At 68.4% G+C, this 19017-nt stretch carries 14 protein-coding genes; 7 read left to right on the top strand and 7 right to left on the bottom strand.

Features of this window, described 5'->3' with window-relative positions; translation table 11 throughout:
• Positions 1-112 precede the first annotated feature (112 nt).
• Genes E0H92_RS24060 through E0H92_RS24045 form a run of 4 tightly spaced genes read left to right on the top strand, consistent with a single transcriptional unit; the run spans position 113 to position 4606 of the window.
• Positions 113-1516 carry an ABC transporter substrate-binding protein gene (locus E0H92_RS24060; RefSeq protein ID WP_131497787.1) on the top strand — a complete coding sequence of 468 codons (1404 nt, stop codon included), beginning with the start codon at positions 113-115 and terminating at the stop codon, positions 1514-1516.
• Complete coding sequence (locus E0H92_RS24055; RefSeq protein ID WP_238173568.1) at positions 1516-2451, top strand: carbohydrate ABC transporter permease; 936 nt, start codon at positions 1516-1518, stop codon at positions 2449-2451. The genes E0H92_RS24060 and E0H92_RS24055 overlap by 1 nt, the downstream gene beginning before the upstream one ends.
• Positions 2448-3287 carry a carbohydrate ABC transporter permease gene (locus E0H92_RS24050; RefSeq protein ID WP_131497786.1) on the top strand — a complete coding sequence of 280 codons (840 nt, stop codon included), beginning with the start codon at positions 2448-2450 and terminating at the stop codon, positions 3285-3287. The genes E0H92_RS24055 and E0H92_RS24050 overlap by 4 nt, the downstream gene beginning before the upstream one ends.
• Positions 3284-4606, top strand: coding sequence for a glycoside hydrolase family 32 protein (locus E0H92_RS24045; protein ID WP_165549936.1), 1323 nt, complete (start codon positions 3284-3286; stop codon positions 4604-4606). Before E0H92_RS24050 ends, E0H92_RS24045 begins: the two co-directional genes overlap by 4 nt.
• 54 nt (positions 4607-4660) lie before the next feature.
• On the opposite strand, the gene E0H92_RS24035 is transcribed toward E0H92_RS24045, so the two are convergent.
• From E0H92_RS24035 to E0H92_RS24010, 6 genes are all read right to left on the bottom strand, one after another.
• Entirely contained in the window at positions 4661-5620 is a 960-nt protein-coding gene (locus E0H92_RS24035; RefSeq protein WP_131497784.1) for a hypothetical protein, read from the bottom strand.
• Positions 5621-5729: 109 nt separating this feature from the next.
• Positions 5730-11537 (bottom strand): DUF11 domain-containing protein, encoded by a 5808-nt coding sequence (locus E0H92_RS24030; RefSeq protein ID WP_131497783.1) that lies wholly within the window; start codon positions 11535-11537, stop codon positions 5730-5732.
• Between the two features lie 104 nt (positions 11538-11641).
• The gene (locus E0H92_RS24025; RefSeq protein WP_131460067.1) at positions 11642-12271 is read right to left on the bottom strand and encodes a CoA transferase subunit B; all 630 of its coding nucleotides are present in this window, start codon (positions 12269-12271) and stop codon (positions 11642-11644) included.
• Between the two features lies 1 nt (position 12272).
• Positions 12273-13061, bottom strand: coding sequence for a CoA transferase subunit A (locus tag E0H92_RS24020; RefSeq protein WP_131497782.1), 789 nt, complete (start codon positions 13059-13061; stop codon positions 12273-12275).
• Positions 13058-13825: a 3-oxoadipate enol-lactonase gene (pcaD, locus tag E0H92_RS24015; RefSeq protein WP_131497781.1), complete on the bottom strand. Its 768-nt coding sequence runs from the start codon at positions 13823-13825 to the stop codon at positions 13058-13060. The genes E0H92_RS24020 and pcaD overlap by 4 nt, the downstream gene beginning before the upstream one ends.
• Entirely contained in the window at positions 13822-15018 is a 1197-nt protein-coding gene (locus tag E0H92_RS24010; protein WP_131497780.1) for an acetyl-CoA C-acetyltransferase, read from the bottom strand. Before E0H92_RS24010 ends, pcaD begins: the two co-directional genes overlap by 4 nt.
• Positions 15019-15098: 80 nt before the next feature.
• Between E0H92_RS24010 and E0H92_RS24005 the strand changes: the two genes are divergently transcribed.
• Positions 15099-15980 carry a LysR family transcriptional regulator gene (locus E0H92_RS24005; protein WP_131497779.1) on the top strand — a complete coding sequence of 294 codons (882 nt, stop codon included), beginning with the start codon at positions 15099-15101 and terminating at the stop codon, positions 15978-15980.
• On the opposite strand, the gene E0H92_RS24000 is transcribed toward E0H92_RS24005, so the two are convergent.
• Positions 15974-16777, bottom strand: a complete 804-nt coding sequence (locus E0H92_RS24000; protein ID WP_238173567.1) for an IclR family transcriptional regulator domain-containing protein — start codon at positions 16775-16777, stop codon at positions 15974-15976. The two genes, E0H92_RS24005 and E0H92_RS24000, sit on opposite strands and share 7 nt — an antisense overlap.
• A 127-nt stretch (positions 16778-16904) precedes the next feature.
• Between E0H92_RS24000 and E0H92_RS23995 the strand changes: the two genes are divergently transcribed.
• Positions 16905-17450, top strand: coding sequence for a flavin reductase family protein (locus E0H92_RS23995; RefSeq protein ID WP_131460073.1), 546 nt, complete (start codon positions 16905-16907; stop codon positions 17448-17450).
• A 12-nt stretch (positions 17451-17462) separates the two neighbouring features.
• Entirely contained in the window at positions 17463-19016 is a 1554-nt protein-coding gene (locus E0H92_RS23990; protein ID WP_131460074.1) for a 4-hydroxyphenylacetate 3-hydroxylase family protein, read from the top strand.
• The last annotated feature ends 1 nt before the right edge of the window (position 19017 follow it).

The raw sequence follows: 19017 nt of genomic DNA, 5'->3' as shown, positions 1-19017 counted from the left end.
TGAGCACTGCCGCCAACAACTATCACAGATTCGGCCAATACGTATTGACCCCACTCTAAGCCACTGCTACGGTCCCGAGTCAATACGTATTGGGTGCAAGGAGGAAACCCCCATGACAGGTATTCATCCGCCCGGTGGCTCGCTCGCCCGCCGTACGCTCCTGAAGGCCGGAGCCGGTGGTCTCAGCCTGGCCGCGCTGGCCGACCTGGCCGCCTGCAGCAAGGACGGCGGCGGCTCGTCGAAGTCGCTGAAGATGCTGTACTTCGGCGAGCAGGCGCAGGCGACCCAGCTGCAGAACCGGTTGCAGCCGCAGATCGCCAAACTCGACGCGACCATCAAGTTCGAGATCTCCGCGATCAACGGCACCGACTGGAACGACTTCCTGGCCAAGGTGCTGACCCAGATCGCCGCCGGCACCCCGCCGGACATCATCAGCGTCGCCACCGAAGGCCTCCAGCTGATGGCGTCGAAGGAACTGGCGGTCCCGCTCGACGACTACGTCACCAAGGACCTGGACGCGCTGAAGGAGTACTTCGCCGACATCCACCCGGCCCTCGTCGAGTCGATGATGTACCAGGGCCACCTGTGGGAGCTCCCGGACAGCTTCAACGCCGGGAACATGTTCTACAGCACGGAGCTCTTCCAGCGCGCCGGCGTCGTACCGCCGAGCGCGGACTGGACCCTCGACGACTTCGAGACCGCGGCCACCAAGATCGCCAAGTTCAAGGGCATCAACGCCTTCGGCTGGGTGGTCCGACTGTGGGGCAGCTGGACGTCGTTCATGTACGCGAACAACGCCAACCTGCTCGAGGAGGGCAAGTACGACGGCGGCGACTGGCTGTGGAACAAGGCGTACGCCGGTGACGCTGCTGCCGCCGGCCGCAAGGGCGGCTGGAAATGGGGCGCACCGACCGCGAACTCCGATGCCACCGTCGAGGCGCTGAACTACATGATCGAGCTGACCAAGAAGGGGCTCTCGCCGTCGCCCGACGTCGGCGGTGGCGGCACGCTGCAGGGGCTGTTCGCGTCGAACCGGATCGGGATGTCGATCGGCGGCGGGTTCTGGGCCGGCGGCCTGACCAACGCCGGGATGAAGAACGGCAGCTTCGACGTCACGATGTTCCCGAAGTGGAAGAGCCAGCGGCACCTGTTCGGCGCCGGCGGGTACGCGATCTTCAAGTCGTCGAAGAAGAAGGACCTGGCCTGGGAGGTCCTGAAACTGCTGGTGAAGCCGGAGACGTTCGACCTGGTCTTCCCGGGCAACGTGACGACGCCCGGCCGCAAGTCCCTGGTGACGGCCGCGCGGTACGCGAAGACCGGCCCGAAGCACTGGTCGGTCTTCTACGACACGCTGACCAAGCATCCGGACACGGCCCCGATCCCGGCCCCGCCGTACTACAACGCGCTCGCGACCGCGCTGAACCAGCGCACCACCCAGGCGATCTCGTCCGGGAACGCGAAGGCGGCGCTGGACGGGTTGCAGTCCGACCTCGAGAAGGCGGCAGGAGCGAGCTGATGTCCGCTGTCACCGCGGAGGTGCGGGAAGCCGTCGTGAAGAAGCGGCGCGGTCACCCGTCGTCGCACGGCGAGGCGCGGTTCGGGTTCGCGATGATCGGCCTGTCGGTGCTGTTCGTCGCGGTCTTCACCGCGATCCCGATCGTCGCCTCGCTGGGGCTGTCGTTCTTCTCCTGGGACGTCATCTCGACACCGGAGTACGTCGGGCTGGAGAACTACCGGCGGCTGTTCACCGACGGGCCGGTGCTGAAGTCGTTCGGCGTCACGCTGGGGATGGCGCTCGCGATCGTCGTGCTGCAGCTGACCATCGGTCTCGGGCTCGCCGTCCTGGTCAACCAGCGCAAGCTGGTCTGGGTACGGACGCTGTTCCGCACGGCGTTCTACCTGCCGCTGCTCGCGTCGACGGCGGCCGTGTCGATCTTCATGGGCTATCTGTTCGACTACAAGTTCGGGGTCGTGAACTACTACCTCGGCCTGCTCGGCATCCCGAACGTGCCGTGGCTGACCAGCGGGTTCGGGGCGGCCGCGACGATCGTGCTGATCGCGGTGTGGCAGCAGATCGGGTTCACGTTCGTGCTGTTCGTCGCCTCGCTGATGTCGGTCCCCACCGACGTCCTGGAGGCCGCGCAGATCGACGGCGCCGGTGCGTTCCGGACGCTGTTCCGGATCAAGATCCCGTTGATCAGCCCGACGATCCTGTTCGCCGCGGTGGTGGCCCTGATCAACGCGATGCAGCTGTTCGACCAGCCGTACATCATGACCAAGGGCGGCCCGGGATCGGCGACCACGACGGTGACGATCTCGATGTACCAGAAGGGCTTCCAGAACCTGCAGTTCGGGTACGGCTCGGCGATCGCGATCGTCTTGCTGGCGGCGATCTTGGTCATCACCGGGCTGCAGTTCCTCGCGGCACGAAAGCTGGTGTTCTACCAATGACAGAATCCACCGGAACGCTGGCCCGGATCGGCCGGATCAGCGGCGTCGCCGTACTGGTGATCGCCGCGATGATTGCCCTCGGCCCGTTGTTGTGGACCGTCACGACCTCGCTGCGGACACCGGCCGAGGCGTTCAGCAACCCGCCGCAGTGGTTCCCGCTGCACCCCGATTTCTCCAACTACAGCGCGGTCTTCGACCGGATCCCGATCGGCCGGTTCTTCGTCAACAGCGTCGTCGTCACCGGGCTGATCGTGGTCGGCCAGACCATCACCTGCACGCTGTCCGGGTACGCGTTCGCGATGATCAGCTTCCCGGGGCGCTCGGTGATCTTCGGGATCTTCCTGGCCACCATGATGGTGCCGCTGCAGACGATCATCATCCCGGTGTTCGTGATCATCCGGTACCTCGGACTCTCCGACAGCCCGTTGTCACTGGTGGTCTCGGCCCTCGGCAGCGCGTTCGGGACGTTCCTGATGCGCCAGTACTTCATGCAGATGCCTCGCGAACTGGGCGAGGCGGCAAGAATCGACGGCGCCAGTCACTTCCAGACGTTCCTGATGATCTACGCCAAGATGGCCGGTCCGGCGATCGCGACGCTCGCGATCCTGAACTTCTCCGGTTTCTGGGCGGAGTTCTACCGGCCGCTGATCTTCCTGCAGTCGCAGGACAACTTCACCCTGCCGCTCGGACTCGTCGGTCTGCAGGGGAACCTCGGCACCGGATCGATCTCGGTCGTGCTGGCCGGCGTCGTCCTGGCGATCCTGCCGAGCGTCGTGCTGTTCATCTTCGCCCAGAGGTACTTCATCGCAGGCATCACGGCAGGAGCATCCCGTTGACCCAGGTCCAGGCCCATACCCACACGACCGCACACCTCCGCCCCGCGTTCCACGTCCGGCCGCCGCGCGGTTACCTCAACGATCCGAACGGGCCGATCGAGGTGGGCGACGACGTACACCTGTACTTCCAATCGCGGCCCGTCCTGGACATGCACGTGCCGGTCGAATGGGGGCACGCGACCTCGACCGACTATGTGCGCTGGACCCTGCACCGGCCCGCGATGGCGCCGCGGCCGGGCGGGCCGGACACCGACGGCTGCTGGTCCGGCAACACGGTCCTCGACAACGGACGGGTCCGCGCGTTCTATTCGGGCAACATCGAGGGACGCCCGTACCAGTCGGTGCTGACCGCCGTGTCCGATGACGGCGGTACGTCGTTCGGGCCGCCCCACCAGGTGGTTCCGGATCCGTCCGACCCCGCGATCATGTTCCGCGATCCCTTTGTCTGGTGGGAGAACGGCACCTGGTGGATGGTCGTCGGCGCCGGGTACGTCGACCGCGGGGCGAGTATCCCGTCGTACCGCTCGACCGACCTCGAGAACTGGACGTACGCCGGTCCGCTGGCCGAACTGCCCCGCGGCGTCCTGGACGGCCACGACACCGGTGCCGCGTGGGAGTGTCCGCAGATGCTCACGATCGACGGCCGCCGGATCGCGGTGGTCGCGTCGTGGTCGCCGGAGGGCGGCCCCGCCGAGGTGCTGTCGTTCGACGTCGACGCCCCTGTGGTCCCGCGGCGCGTCGATCACGGGACCAACTTCTACGCGGCCTCCGCCTTGCGAGACAGCCGGTTCGGGCCGCTGCTCTTCGGCTGGCTGACCGAGGGACGCGACCCTGCGGGCTGGACCGACTGGGCGGGAGTCATCTCGCTGCCGCGCGTCGTGTGGCTCGGCCCGGACTCATCACTCCGCAGCGCCCCCGTGCCGACGGTCGACACGCTGCGCGGCGGCGCCGGCTCACCCGCCGACGGCGCGTCGACCGGCGCTCAGTGCGAAATCGTCGTACCAGAAGGCTCCGGGCAGGTCGTCATCCACTTCAGCGAACAGGAACGTGTGGTGATCGAACTGGACGCCGACACCCTGACGATCGACCGCAGCCAGGCGAGCCGCGACGACCACGCGCAGGGCGGACGCATGCAGGTCACGGATGCTTTCGACCCCGCATCGGACCGCCCAGCCGCGCGCATCATCCTCGACGGCTCGATCCTGGAACTCTTCACCAGCGCAGGCCGCGTCCTCAGCACCCGCATCTACCCGACCACCCCACCCGCCTGGCAGATCCAAGCCCCGGCCGCCGCCCGGTACTGGCCGCTCGCCCGCTGACAAACGAAAGCTGGCCGAGGCACAAGGCCTCGGCCAGCTCGAATTGCTAGGTGATTACTCGCCGACCAGCTGGAAGTAATGCGAGGTGAGCGACACGTGATCGACGCCGTTGAAGACGGCGCCGGGGATCGGACCGTAGTTCGTGACCGCGGTCGCGGTGCCGTTCGCGTGGCTCATGGCGTACTGGTTGCCGGTGTCCGTGTCGTGGTCGACCGCGACGAGCAGCGTGCCGCCACGGGTGCCGCAGCTCTGCGCGATCAGGGACTCGTACTGCCCGAAGCCCGAGGAACGGATCAGCTTCATCACCGGCTTGGCCCCGGCCGCGATCGGGATGTGCGCCGTCCAGAGCGCACCGGCGGCCGTTGTCATCAGCAACGTGTCGTACGTCGCGGACTCGCTGATCACCGTCATCGTCTTGAAACCGCGGAAGCCCGGGATCGGGCCGAGCGCCTTGAAGCCGGCGCCGACGATCTGGTACCGGTACAGGCTGTTGTTGGTGTTCAGGCCGTAGAGGTACGCGTGCCGCGGCGTCGCGACGCTGTAGTTCGACGTGGCGATCGACTTGAAGCTGCCCCAGCCCGACCCGACCCTCTTGAAGGTCGGCACCGGCGGCTGGGTCGAGTCGGCCGGCAGGTACGTCGTGTGCCGGTAGAGGCTCGTGCCCTGGATCAGCAGGCCGTAGTAGTAGAACTGGGTCTGCGAGGCGTTGGTCGCGAAGTACCAGGTCGCGTCCAGCCGGGTGCCGACGAACGGGAACGTCTCGTAAATGTCCGCCCGCGGCGGCGTCGGCGGTGTCGACGGGGTCGCGTCGATCTCCTGCATGGTGCCCGCGGCGGTCGGCACGCCCACTGCGCTGATGCAGGGGCCGGCGGCCTTCGCCGACAGCGGTCCGGACTGCTTCGAGAGATACGGCTTCGGGTCGGCCTGGCCGGAAGCGGCCGCCGGGGTCGAAGCCACCGCGGCGCCGAGCAGGCCGACCGAGGCCAACGCGAGCGCACAACGCTGTAATTTCATAGGAGTTCCCCCTCCAAGATTTGTCTCGTAGACCTCGAGATCGGCTGACTATAGCTGAGCCCGCAGACATCTGACGAGATCGTTTGCAACTACCTGCAGCAGTCGAAACTCAACCGTTGGAACGCCGGGAGCGGGTCGCCGCGAGAACGCCGATGCCTGCCGCGATCAGCGCCAGGGCGGCGAGCAGCACACCCGGACCGACCGGACTTCCGGTATTCGGCAGTTCCGTACCAGGCTTCTGCGGGGTCGGAGGCGGGGTCGGGCGGCCGGGCTGACGCGGTGCGACCGCCACCGTGACCGAGCTCGTGTTGTCGGTCGGGTCCGGATCCGGTGTGGTCGCCTCGGCCGTCGCTGCGTTGGTCACGGAGGTTCCGCCGTACTGCGCGTCGACCAGGACGTCCAGCGAGACCTTGGCCGTCGTACCGGGGTCGATTCGGCCTACTGCACAAGAGATCTTCTGGCCGTCCGCGGTGCAGTGCTCGGGAGTTCTGGTGAGCTTGAGACCGTTCGCGAGGACGTCGGTGACCGTCACGCCGACCGCTGACGACGGGCCGGTGTTGTGGACGGCGATGACGTAGCGCAGTGTGTTTCCGGCGATCACCTTCTGTGTTGACGCGGTCTTGTGGACGCTCAGGTTCGCCGACTGGGTGGTGTGGCCAATGACCTTGGCCTCGTTGTTGGCGATCACCGGGTCCGGAGTGGACGATCCGACGCGGGCGATGTTCTCCAAGGTGCCGGTGAAACCGGGGACCACGGTCGCGGTGATCGTGATCGAGATAGTTGCCCCTTCGGGCAGCAAAGCTGTACCGCACTGGACCGTCCCGGCCTCGGGAGCGTCCAGCGCACCGGCCGCGACCGGCGGCAGCAGCGTGCAGGAGCCGCCCGTGGCGCTCACCTTGGTCAGGCCGCGCGGTAGCTCGTCGGCGATCGTCACCAGCCGGGCGTCGGACGGGCCGTTGTTCTTGACGGTCAGCACGTACTTCACGGTTTGCCCGGACACCGGGGCGGCCGGCGACATCGTCTTCGTGATCGCCAGGTCCGCCAGGGCAGTCACCGGCGACTCCACCGAGCCCGAGTTGTTCTCCGGGTGCGGATCAGTCGTCGGCGACGTCGCGGTAGCGGTGTTGGTGACGCTCGCCCCGTCGTACCCGGACGCCAGCCGCACGCGCAACGAGACGATCGCCTGTCCGATCGGCAGGTCACCGAGCTCGCAGCGCACCGCCCGTCCCTCGACCGTGCAGCCCCTCGACGCGGAGCTGACCGTGAGCCCGGCAGGCACGGTGTCGGACAGTACGACTGCGCGTGCGGTCGACGGGCCGGCGTTGGTGACGACGATCGTGTAGTCGAACGTGCTGCCCGGCGTTACACCCGCGGGGTCGGAGGTCTTCGTAACGCTGAGGTCCGCGCGGGTCTCGACCGGGGTGGTCACCGTGGAGCCGTTGTTGCTCTCGTCCGGGTCAGTTACGGGGGAGGTAGCCGTGGCGGTGTTGGCCAGCGACGTCCCCTGGTACGCCGGATCGAGCGCGGCCGTGATCAGCACGGTCGCTGTCTTGCTAGCGGCGATCGTGCCGAACGCACAGCGCACCGTCTGACCAGCCATCGTACATGTGCCTTGGCTCGGATCCGCCTTCACCAGCGACAAGCTGGTCGACAGACTGTCCACTGCACTGACAGCGATAGCGTCCGACGGGCCGTGGTTCACCACCGTGAGGCGATAGGTGACTCCGCCACCGGCAACCGCGGTGGACTCGTCGCTGGTCTTGATGACCTCGACGTCGGCGACCTGCTCCACGTCGGTCGTCACCGAGCCCTCGTTGTTCGACGGGTCCGGGTCAGTCGTCGTACTGGTCACTGAGCCGGTGTTGGTGATCGCCGTGGTCTGTGCAGCCGCGACCGCGACCCGCAGTACGACGACCGCGTTGCCACCTGCTGCGACTGTTCCGAGCGCACAGGTCACCGTGGAGTCGGCCGTCGTACACGTGCCGTCCGCACTGGTTGCCTCCAGCACCGACAGGCCGGCCGGCACGGTGTCGGAGACAGACACGTTCTGCGCCGTAGACGCACCGTCGTTGTGCACGGTCAGTGTGTAGACCGCCTCGCCACCGGCCACGAGCGGAGCCGGCTGCACGGTCTTAGCGATCGACAGGTCCGCGGCCGTGGTCACCTTGGTCTCGGCCGAGTCCTTGTTGTTCTGGTCGTTCGGGTCCGGAGTCTGCGAGCTCACCGACGCACTGTTGACCAGCGTCCCGGCCGGGTGGTCCGGCGAGACCTTCACGACGACAGTGATCTCGGCGTCGTCCTCCGGCGCCATCTTGCCGACAGGGCAGCTGACGACAGGCTCTGACAGCGCAGAGTCCTGAGTACACGCGCCTCCGGGGCCGGTCCCGCTGACGAACGTCGTACCCGCCGGAAGCGTGTCTGTGACCACCGCACCGACGGCGTCCGACGGACCGGCGTTGTGCACGGCCAGCGTGTAGGTCAGCTCGTTGCCCGCGACAACCGTTGCCGCAGCAGTCTTGGCGACGGACAGGTCGGCCAGGGCCTTGACCGCCGGGGTGGTAGTCGACGTGTTGTTGGACGTGGTCGGGTCGGCCGGTGTCCGCGAGTCCGCCGTTGCCGAGTTGACGATCTCGCCGGGTGCAGTACTGGGTACGACGGTTCCCTTGATGGTGACCACGAAGCTGTCCCCGGCCGCCAGCGTCGCCGCACGGCAGCGCACGGAGCCGTTGACCGCCGTACAGGTCGCTCCACCCGTCGCCGTGGCCGACACACCGGTCACGGCGTCAGGTACGTCGTCCTCCACGGTGACGCCCTGTGCGTCGGACGGACCGGCGTTGTGGACCGTCAGGTTGAAGGTGATCGCGTTGCCGGCCACCACCGGATCCGGCGAGGCGGTCTTGGTGATCGAGATATCCGCCTGTGCGCCGGTCATGAGTGTGTACGTCGCTGAGTTGTTGTCGTCGACCGGGTCCGGTGTGGGCGAGGAGACGGTCGCCGTGTTGCCGAGCTGGTTCGGCGGAGTGCCGGACGGGACGTTCGCCACCACCGTCACGGTCACCACATCACCGGGTGCCACAGTGCCGACGGCGCAGGTGACTGTGCCATCAGCCTCGGTGCAGCTGCCACTGGAGGTCTTTGACGACACGTACTTCAGTGGCGCAGGCACCGGGTCGGTCACCTTCACCGACTGCGCCGCGGACGGCCCGTTGTTCGTCACCGTCAGCGTGTAGGTCACTGGACGACCAGCGTGCACAGGGACCGGCTGAGCGGTCTTCGTGATCGCAAGGTCGGCTCTCGCGGTCAGGTCGTCCGTCGTACGGCCCGTGTTGTTGCTGGTGTCCGGGTCCGGCGTGGAACTGCTTGCGGTAGCGGAGTTCGTGAGCTGCCCGATTGCCTTGGCAGACACGGTTCCTGTCACTGTGACGGTCGCAGTGGATCCAGCGGTCAACGTACCCAAGGCGCACTGCACCTGTGCCGAGTCAACCGTGCAGGACCCGGCGGAGCTGTCCGCGGCGACACCTGTCAGCGCACTGGGGACGGCGTCCGTCAGTACAACCTTCTGCGAGTCGGACGGGCCGTCGTTGTGCACCGTGATCCGGTAGGTGATCGGCTCCCCCGCTACGACCGGCTTGGTCAGTGTCTCCTTGGCGACGACCAGGTCAGCCTTGGCCGCACCCGGTGTAACCGTCACGGAGCCGGTGTTGTTGGAGTCCTCCGGGTCCGGGGTGTCGCTGCTGACCTTCGCGGTATTGGTGAGCGCACCGCCTTGGTACCCGGCGTCCAGAGTCGCCGCGATCCGGACGGCGACGCTCGAATCGGCCGCCAGCTTGGGCAACGTGCAGTGGACGTCCTGACCAGCCGTCGTGCAGGTGGCCGCGGACTGTACGCCCGTGATCGTGAACCCGGCCGGTACCGAGTCGGCGACGCGGACCTGCTCCGCGTCGGACGGTCCGTTGTTCCTGATCGCCAGTGTGAACACAACGGACTCACCCGGTGCCGGTTGAGTCGGCGCCACGGACTTGACGAGCGCGAGGTCCGCCGTACGGGTCACGTCGGTGGTGACCGAGGACGTGTTGTTGTCCGGGTTCGGGTCGGAGGTGGAGGTGGAGGTGGTGACCGTGGCGACGTTGGTGAGGCTGGTCGCGGCGCTCGACGACGAAACCCGGACTACCACCGTGATCGTCGCCGTCGAGCCGGAACTGATGGTTCCGACCAGGCACGTTGTCGAGGTGCAGGAGCCTTGCGTGGGCGTAGCCGATACGAGTTCGACGCCGTCGGGAAGCGTGTCGGTGACTGTCACCTCCCGTGCGGCGCTGGGGCCGTTGTTGCGGGCAACCAAGGTGTAGGTCAGCTCGCCGCCTGCGGACACCGGGTCCGGCTTCGCGGTCTTGGTGATCGACACGTCGGCCGATGCCGCGACCGGGGTGTGCACCTCGTCGGTCCGGTACGTGTACTGCTTGTTCAGCGTCTCGGCCGTGTAGTCGAGCAGGCCGACGTTGTCCAGCGTCGTACCGGCCGCGGCCTGGTCGACGGTCACCCGGAACCGGACCGTGCTGCTCTGGTTCTTCTTCAGCCGGCCGCCGTTCGTGGCGTTCGCGCCGGTGCCGATCCGGAACCGGACCGTGCGCGACGTGTAGTCCGCCTGGTCGTCCCCGGCTTGGTCGGTCTTGGCGCCGGCCCCGGCGCCCGACACCACACTGAGCGATCCGGGCACGTACGTCGTGTTGGGCGGCAGCTCGTCGCGAACGGTCGACCGGAGTGCGTCGTCGTCGCCGGTGTTGCTGAAGCTCAGCGTGTACTCGAGGGTGTCGCCAACCTTCGCCGGGTCGTTGCCGGCCAGGTTGCGGACCGTCTTCGTACCGAGGATGGTCGGCGCGTACAGGTCGATCTGCGTGGTCAGAGCGGCCGGGTAGTACACGTCGCCGGTGCTCGCGAAGGTCAGCTCTGCGCTGGTCGAGTTGTTCGCCAGGATCCCGGCCGCGTCCACGACCTTGGCGTCCATGCCCAGGTTGTTCATGCTCGCGGGTGTGCGGTCGGTGAGGTTGGTGCCGCCGTCGGTGATGCGGCTGCCGTAGAAGTTCGAGGACGGGCTCTGCGCGTCGGCGAGCCGGGTGCCGTTGACCGCGAAGTAGTCGCCGGTGATACCGCCGTCGCCCTCGTACGTGACACTGCCGAACCGCGCGTTGACCGCACCGCTCGGTGGCGCGAGGAACCCCGAGATGCTGGTCCGCACCGGCTCGCCGCTACTCACCTTGGCGTACCCGTTGAAGACGCTCAGGTCGCGCAGCGGCTCCTCCGCGGACTGGTATGCGATCACCAGACTCCACCCGGCGTACCGGTCGCCGCCGGTCCCGGTCGGCACGTCGGCGCCCCAGTACTCGCCGTTGCCGCCCGCCCGCACCAGGTCAGTCACATCGAGGTACGACGAGTAGTCGTTCTTCGACCCGGTGTTCAGGTAGTCGGTCCGGCTCGCGTTCACCGTCTGGTACGCCGCATTGCCGGGCAACCGCAGGCGCATCGTCTTACCGTCGTCGCTGGTCCCCGTACCGCCGCTGCCGGCGCCACGGGCGGCACCCCAGAACAGGCCGGCGTACAGCACCTGAGCACCGTCCGGGAGGGCGACCGTCGCACCCGAGGAGGACTTGGTGGACGTGTCGGAGTCCAGGTCCACGGGCTCCATCGTCCAGTTGTTGTTGTTCGCGTTCGCACTGCCGCCGGCCAGGGCCGCACGACACGTCGGGGAGGTCCGGTCGCAGCTCAGCAGGGTGTTGCCGGTGATCCGGACGGCGCCGTTCGTCTGCGCCCCGAAGACCTTCCCGAAGTCCCGCACGGTATCCGCCCTGGCCGTTGCCGCCAGCACCGTTCCGGAAACCACCACGAGCACCAGCGCCAGCACCATCCGCACCCGAGCGGCCATCAAGAGTCCCCGTCCTGTCAGCAGTCTCCCCCCACAGTAATCAACCAACTACCCAATGTCACCGCAATCCGTTGCCAACGGCCCCAGAAAGAAGCACGCGGGGTCTACCAGGTGATGGGGGCTGCGGTGGCTTCTTGGAGGGCGGTGGGGGTGACGCCGGGGGCCAGTTCGGCCAGGGTGAAGGTGCCGTTGGCAACGTCCAGGACGGCCAGGTCGGTGATTACTCGTTGGACTACCCCGCGGCCGGTCAGCGGCAGCGTGCAGGAAGCGAGGAGTTTGGGAACGCCCTGGCGGGTGCGGTGTTCCATCAGGACGATGACGCGGCGGGCGCCGTTGACCAGGTCCATGGCGCCGCCCATGCCTTTCACCATCGCGCCGGGGACTAGCCAGTTCGCGAGGTCGCCGTGCGCGGAGACCTGCATGCCGCCGAGGACGGCGACGTCGATGTGGCCGCCGCGGATCATCGCGAAGCTGGTGGCGGAGTCGAAGTACGACGCTCCGGGGACGACGGTGACGGTTTGTTTGCCGGCGTCGATCAGGTCCGGGTCGACCTCGTCGTCGTACGGGAACGGGCCGACGCCGAGGATCCCGTTCTCCGCCTGCAGGGTGACGGACGACCCGGCCGGCAGGTGGTTGGGGACGAGCGTCGGCAACCCGATCCCGAGGTTCACGTACTCCCCGTCCTGCAACTCCGCCGCCGCCCGCGCAGCCATCTCGTCCCGGGTCCACGGCATGTCAGACCTTCCCGGAGGGAGGGGTCGGGTGTGGGCGGGTGGTGCGCTTCTCGACCGACTTGCGGGCGGCCTCCTCGGGGGTCAGCGGTACGACGCGCTGTACGAAGACTCCCGGGAGATGGATCGCGTCGGGCGCGAGTTCGCCGACCTCGACGACCCGTTCGGCCTCGACGATCGTCAGTCGGCCGGCCATCGCGGCGACCGGGTTGAAGTTCCGGGCGGCCGCGTGGAACACGCAGTTGCCCGCCCGGTCGGCGACCGCGGCGCGGACCAGCGCGACATCGGTGACGATCGCCTCCTCCAGCACCATGTCCCGGCCCTGGATCGTCCGCACCTCCTTCGCCGGCGACGCGACCGCGACCGTGCCGTCCAGCGCGTACCGCCACGGCAGCCCGCCTTCGGAGACCAGCGTGCCGACACCGGTCGGCGTGAAGAACGCCCCGATCCCGGCACCGCCCGCCCGCAGCCGCTCCGCGAGCGTGCCCTGCGGCGTGAGCTCGACCGTCAACTCCCCCGCGAGGTACTGCCGCGCGAACTCCTTGTTCTCCCCCACGTACGACGCGATCACCCGGCTGATACGCCCACTTTCGAGCAGCAGACCGAGCCCCGCGCCGTCCACACCGCAGTTGTTCGACACGACGGTCAGATCGCCGGCGCCCTGCTCCAACAGCGCCTCGATCAGGAACCACGGGATCCCGGCCAGCCCGAACCCGCCGACCGCGAGACTCGCACCGTCCGCGATGTCGGCGACCGCCGCGGCCGAGGTGGGAACGACCTTGTCGAGACTCATGAACCGTCCCCTTGCAGGTGGGCGATGACGGCCGGCGTCACCAGGTCGGGCCGTTCGGCGGACGCGAGGTGCGCGGCCTCCGGTACGACGAGAAGCTTGCCATCGGCAACCGTGGTGGCGATGCGTTCCAGCTGCCACGGCGGGGTGGCCGGATCGTCCGCGCCGGCGATCGCCAGCGTGGGCGCGGTGATACTCGGCAGGTCGTCGAGCAGATCCATCGCGGCGATCACCTCGCAGCAGGCGGCGTACCCGTCGGGCGGCGTCGAGGCGACCATCTCCTCGGATTCCTTCCGGATCCGCGGATGCCGGTCGAGCCAGGGCGCCGTGTACCAGCGTTGTACGACGGCCTCCGCAACTGCCGCCGTACCGCGCGCACGGACGAGTGCGGCGCGGTCGGTCCAGGCTGACGACGGGTCGAGCCGGGCGCCGGCGCAGAGGACGACCAGGCGGTCGACGCGCTCAGGTTCGCGCGCGGCGAGACGCAGCCCGGCCATGCCGCCGAGGGACAACCCGACCAAATGCGCGCGCTCCAACTCCAGGGAGTCGAGGAGCTCGACCACGTCGTCTGTGAGATCGTCGATCGTGTACGGGCCGGGCGGGACCGGCGAGCGACCATGACCGCGGGTGTCGAAGCGCACCACCCGGAAATGCCGCTCCAGCGAGGCAAGGTTGGCGTCCCACATCTCCCACGTGGACCCGAGCGAGTTCGCGAGGACGACCGTCGGCGCGTCGGACCGGCCGCTGATCGTGGAAGCGACCTTCATCGGACCGCCTCGAAGATCGCGGCGATGCCCTGGCCTCCGCCGATGCAGAGGGTTTCCAGGGCGTAGCGGCCGTCGCGGCGGTGGAGTTCGCGGGACAGGGTGGCCAGGATCCGCGCGCCGGTCGCGCCGACCGGGTGGCCGAGGGAGATGCCGGAGCCGTTCGGGTTCAAACGGTCGTCGAGAGGGTCGACCTTCCATTCGCGCAGGCAGGCCAGGACCTGGGACGCGAACGCCTCGTTGAGCTCGATCAGGTCGAGGTCGTCGAGGGTCAGCTCGGCGCGGGCGAGTGCGGCGGCGACGGCCGGGACCGGGCCGATCCCCATCACCTCGGGTCCGACCCCGGCGACGGCCCAGGACTTCAACGCGACCAGCGGCCGCAGCCCGCGACGCTCCGCCTCGGAGCGGGTGGTGACGACGCAGACCGCGGCGCCGTCGTTCTGGCCGCTCGCGTTGCCGGCGGTCACGGTTGCTTCCGGGTCGGCCTTGACCATTACCGGGCGGAGCGCGGCGAGCCCGTCGAGGGAGGTGTCCGGACGGGGGTGCTCGTCGGCGGTGATGAGGCCGCGCTTGGGGACCTCCACCGGAACCAGTTCGTCGGCGAAGCGGCCCGCGGATTGCGCAGCAACAGCACGCTGGTGGGAGCGCAGGGCGAACTCGTCCTGCTCCGCGCGCGTGATTCCGTACTCCCGGCGTACGTTCTCCGCGGTCTCGAGCATGCCGCCCGGCACCGGGTGATACTTCCCGCCGGCGGTCTCGCGAGCGCGGACGAGACGATCGTTCAGCTCCACGTTGCCGCGGACGCCGGTGCGCAGACCGAGGGCGTAGTGCTCGACCTGCGACATCGATTCGGTGCCTCCGGCAACCACCACACGGGCGGCGCCGGTGGCGACCATGCCCGCGGCGTACAGCACGGCCTGCAGACCCGAGCCGCAGCGGCGGTCCACCTGGACACCCGGTACGCCGACGCCGAGGCCCGCGTCCAGAGCGGCGATCCGGCCGACCGCGGGCGCTTCGCCGTTCGGGTTGCACTGGCCGAGCACGACGTCGTCGACATCACCTTCGCCCAGACCGGTCCGGCGTACCAGCTCGGTGAGAGCGACAGTCGCGAGGTCGGCGGCGGACAGCGCGGATAACGCGCCGCCGAACCGGCCCACCGGCGTACGGATCGGTTCGCAGATCACCACATCGCTCATGCCCTCGACGGTAGGCCGCCACGACCGATATGGAGAAATACTCATTTACGCTCGATCGAGACTCTGCCAATATCAATCGCGTGGAGCTCCGTCACCTGCGGTACTTCGTCGCCGTCGCCGAGGAACGGCACTTCGGCCGCGCCGCGGCCCGCCTGCACATGGCGCAGCCGCCGTTGTCGCAGCAGATCCGTCAGCTGGAGAGCGAGCTTGGCCTGCAGTTGCTGCGCCGTACGACGCGACGCGTGGAGCTCACGCCCGCGGGCGAGTCATACCTGGTGCGGGCGCGGCAGATCATCGCGGCGGTCTCGTCCGCGGCAGGTGAGGCGCAGCGGGTGGCGGCCGGGCTTCAGGGACGGTTGGTGATCGGGTGCGTCGGCTCGGCGACGTACAGCCTGCTGCCGCAGCTGGTCCGGACGTTGCGGGAGGAGCTTCCGGACGTCGAGGTCGCCGTGCAAGGCGAGATGCTCGCACCCGACCAGGCGCAGGCGCTCGCGGACGGGCGGATCGATCTCGGGCTGCTGCGGCCGCCGGTCGAGGACGAGTCGCTGCGAGTGGAAGTACTGCGGGCCGATCCACTGATCGTCGCCGTACCGGACGGGCATCGGCTGGCCGGAAGGCGGCGGGTGCGGCTGGAGGAGCTGGCCGACGAAGACTTCGTCGTCCACGCGGGCGGCGGGCGGTCGGTCATGCACAACACCGTGCTCGCGCGCTGCCGGGAGGCCGGGTTCGAGCCGCGGGTGCGGCACGAGGTGGCGGAGACGTCGACGTTGGTGACGTTCGTCGCGGCAGGGCTCGGGATCGCGATCGTGCCGGCGCCCGTTGCCGAGCTGCTGATTCCGGGCGTCTCCTACCGCGCACTCACCGGGTCAGCGACCGTCGAACTGGCGGCCGCCACGCGAGCGGACGACGAAGCGCCGCATCTGGAGCGCGCGCTGGCCGTCGTCAAGGGGCTGATTCAGTAGAACCCGTCGCGGGCCTGCGTATCGAGGCGGCGGGTGCCACTGAGCAGGCGGAGGTCCGACGCGATCGCTTCCGCGGTCTCCAGCATCAACGGGACAACCTTGTCGACGACCTGCTCCGCGGTACGGCGACCGACGGTCGTCGAATAGGCAAGAGCCGCGAGTACGGCGCCGTCCGGCGTGCGGACCGGCACTGAGGCCGACAGCAGCCCGTCCTCGAGCTCGGACTCGACGAGGGCGTACCCGTCCTGGCGGACCTGGTGCAGCGCGTCGCGGAACGCCGTCGGGTCGGTGATCGTCCGCTGCGCGAGCCGCGGCAGGCCGGCCGCCAGCACCGCGTCGACGACCGCCGCGTCCGCCCAAGCCGCCAGCACGCGGCCCATCGAGGTGGCATGCGCCGGCACTCGGCTCCCCACGTCGACGGAGATCGCCATGATCCGGCGTACCTGGACGCGAGCGACGTACACGACGTCGGTCCCGTCGAGCTGTGCGAGGGAGGCCGACTCCTGCGTCTCCTCGGCGAGGCGCAGGAGATGGGGCTGCGCGGTCTCCACGAAGTTGTGCGTGGCCGCGTAGTGCTGACCGATCGTGAGCACCCGCGGCGTCAGGGTCCACCGGGTGCCCTGCGCGGCGACGTACCCGAGCTTCTGCAGGGTCAGCAGGATCCGCCGCACCGCGGGACGCGAGAGCCCGGTCGCGGTGGCGACCTCGGCCAGCGTCGGAGTGGGCCGATCGGCGTCGAACGCGAGCAGGACGGCGAACCCGCGCTCGATGCTCTGCACGTAGTCCCGCTCGCTCATGGCGGTCATCCTTCCACCCCACAAATCTAGTTGAGCCCTTGACAGTCGATCGCGAGCCCACCATGGTCTTGTCGTACGCCAAGCGTACGAGCTGTACGCAGAGCGTACAACCAAGGAGGTAGCGCCGATGGACTCGCGAGAACTCCGGAACGCGTTCGGTCAGTTCGCCACCGGCGTGACCGTCGTGACCTGCACCAGCGCGGAAGGCGGTCCGCACGGCGCGACCGTGAACGCCTTCACCGCGGTGTCGCTCGAGCCCGCGCTCGCCCAGGTCACGCTGACGCGCACGTCCAAGGCGTGCCAGTACCTCGACGGCAAGCCGTTCGCGATCAACGTGCTCGCCGACGACCAGCTCGACGTCGCCTGGCACTTCGCCGGGCGACCCGCGGACCGTGCGCCCGGCTGGGTCGACGGTCCGACCGCTCCGCTGCTCGAGGGCGCGGCCACGACGATCTCGTGCCGGCCGTGGCGGACGTACGACGGCGGCGACCATCTCATCGTGATCGGTGAGGTGGCCGCGGTCGGCATCACCGCCCGGGACCCGCTGCTGTTCCACGGCGGCCGGTTCCGCTACCTGGGTCCGGTCGAGACCCACTGGTCGGGCTCACTCGACTGCCCGGACTCCGGCTGGTTCGACGCCAGCGCCGTCTTCACGCCCCTAGCCCTTGCCTGAAAGGACCTTTCGATGACTACCACGGCCGACCCCGAGACCACCACGAAGCGCCCGATGACGGGTGCGGAGTACCTCGACTCGATCCGCGACGACCGGGAGATCTGGATCTACGGCGAACGCGTCAAGGACGTCACCGAGCACCCCGCGTTCCGGAACCCGGCGCGGATGGTCGCCCGGTTGTACGACGCGTTGCACGACCCCGCGACCAAGGACGAGATCACCGTCCCGACCGACACCGGCAACGGCGGCTACACGCATCCGTTCTTCCGGACGCCGTACAGCTCGGCGGACCTGCAGAAGGACCGGGTCGCGATCGAGCACTGGGCCCGGCAGACGTGGGGCTGGATGGGCCGCAGCCCCGACTACAAGGCCAGCTTCCTCGGCACGCTGGGCGGGAACACCGAGTTCTACGCGCCGTACGAACAGAACGCGAAGCGCTGGTACAAGGAGTCGCAGGAGAAGGTCCTGTACTGGAACCACGCGATCATCAACCCGCCGGTCGACCGCAACCTGCCGCCGGACGAGGCCGGTGACATCTTCATGCGGGTCGAGAAGGAGACCGACGCGGGCGTGATCGTGTCCGGCGCGAAGGTGGTGGCGACCGGTTCGGCGATCACCAACTACAACTTCATCGCGCACTACGGCCTGCCGATCAAGAAGAAGGAGTACGCGCTGATCTGCACGGTCCCGATGGACGCGCCGGGCGTGAAGCTCATCTGCCGGCCGTCGTACACCATGCAGGCCGACGTGATGGGCAGCCCGTTCGACTACCCGCTGTCCAGCCGGATGGACGAGAACGACACGATCTTCGTGTTCGACAAGGTGCTGGTGCCGTGGGAGAACATCTTCCTGTACGGCGATGTCGACAAGATCAACGGCTTCTTCCCGCAGTCCGGGTTCATCCCGCGGTTCACGTTCCACGGCTGCATCCGGCTGTCGGTGAAGCTCGACTTCATCGCCGGACTGTTGCTCAAGGCCCTCGAATGCACGGGCAGCAAGGACTTCCGCGGCGTCCAGACCCGGGTCGGCGAAGTGATCGGCTGGCGGAACCTGTTCCGCTGCATGGCCGACGCGATGGCGCTGAACCCGGACCCCGGGCCGAACGGGACCGTGCTGCCGAAGCTCGACTACGGCCTGATCTACCGGCAGTTCATGATCACCGGGTACCCGCGGGTGAAGGAGATCATCCAGCAGGACGTCGCCTCCGGCCTCATCTACCTCAACTCCAACGCCGTGGACTTCAAGACGCCCGAGGTCCGGCCGTACCTGGACCGCTTCGTCCGCGGATCGAACGGGTACGACGCGGTCGAGCGGACCAAGCTGATGAAGGCGCTGTGGGATTCGGTCGGCACCGAGTTCGGCGGGCGGCACGAACTGTACGAGCGCAACTACTCGGGCAACCACGAGAACGTCAAGGCCGAGATCCTGTTCGCCGCCGAGGCGCAGGGCGAGACCGCGGCGATGAAGAGTTTCGCCGAGACGATGCTCAACGAGTACGACCTGGACGGCTGGACCGTGCCGGACCTGGTCAACCCGACCGACGTCAGCCGGATCCTGAACCGCTGAA

It is taken from the genome of Kribbella speibonae (assembly GCF_004331375.1).
GTDB classification, from domain to species: domain Bacteria; phylum Actinomycetota; class Actinomycetes; order Propionibacteriales; family Kribbellaceae; genus Kribbella; species Kribbella sindirgiensis.
This window is presented reverse-complemented; position numbering and strand designations above follow the sequence as displayed.

What these genes read in the sequence shown, in the direction of transcription:
- E0H92_RS24050 (WP_131497786.1), top strand. Translation starts at nt 2,448, where the DNA reads ATGACAGAATCCACCGGAACGCTGGCCCGGATCGGCCGGATCAGCGGC.
- E0H92_RS24055 (WP_238173568.1), top strand. Translation starts at nt 1,516, where the DNA reads ATGTCCGCTGTCACCGCGGAGGTGCGGGAAGCCGTCGTGAAGAAGCGG.
- E0H92_RS24030 (WP_131497783.1), bottom strand. Translation starts at nt 11,537, where the DNA reads ATGGCCGCTCGGGTGCGGATGGTGCTGGCGCTGGTGCTCGTGGTGGTT.
- E0H92_RS24060 (WP_131497787.1), top strand. Translation starts at nt 113, where the DNA reads ATGACAGGTATTCATCCGCCCGGTGGCTCGCTCGCCCGCCGTACGCTC.
- E0H92_RS23990 (WP_131460074.1), top strand. Translation starts at nt 17,463, where the DNA reads ATGACTACCACGGCCGACCCCGAGACCACCACGAAGCGCCCGATGACG.
- pcaD (WP_131497781.1), bottom strand. Translation starts at nt 13,825, where the DNA reads ATGAAGGTCGCTTCCACGATCAGCGGCCGGTCCGACGCGCCGACGGTC.
- E0H92_RS24025 (WP_131460067.1), bottom strand. Translation starts at nt 12,271, where the DNA reads ATGCCGTGGACCCGGGACGAGATGGCTGCGCGGGCGGCGGCGGAGTTG.
- E0H92_RS24000 (WP_238173567.1), bottom strand. Translation starts at nt 16,777, where the DNA reads ATGAGCGAGCGGGACTACGTGCAGAGCATCGAGCGCGGGTTCGCCGTC.
- E0H92_RS23995 (WP_131460073.1), top strand. Translation starts at nt 16,905, where the DNA reads ATGGACTCGCGAGAACTCCGGAACGCGTTCGGTCAGTTCGCCACCGGC.
- E0H92_RS24035 (WP_131497784.1), bottom strand. Translation starts at nt 5,620, where the DNA reads ATGAAATTACAGCGTTGTGCGCTCGCGTTGGCCTCGGTCGGCCTGCTC.
- E0H92_RS24020 (WP_131497782.1), bottom strand. Translation starts at nt 13,061, where the DNA reads ATGAGTCTCGACAAGGTCGTTCCCACCTCGGCCGCGGCGGTCGCCGAC.
- E0H92_RS24010 (WP_131497780.1), bottom strand. Translation starts at nt 15,018, where the DNA reads ATGAGCGATGTGGTGATCTGCGAACCGATCCGTACGCCGGTGGGCCGG.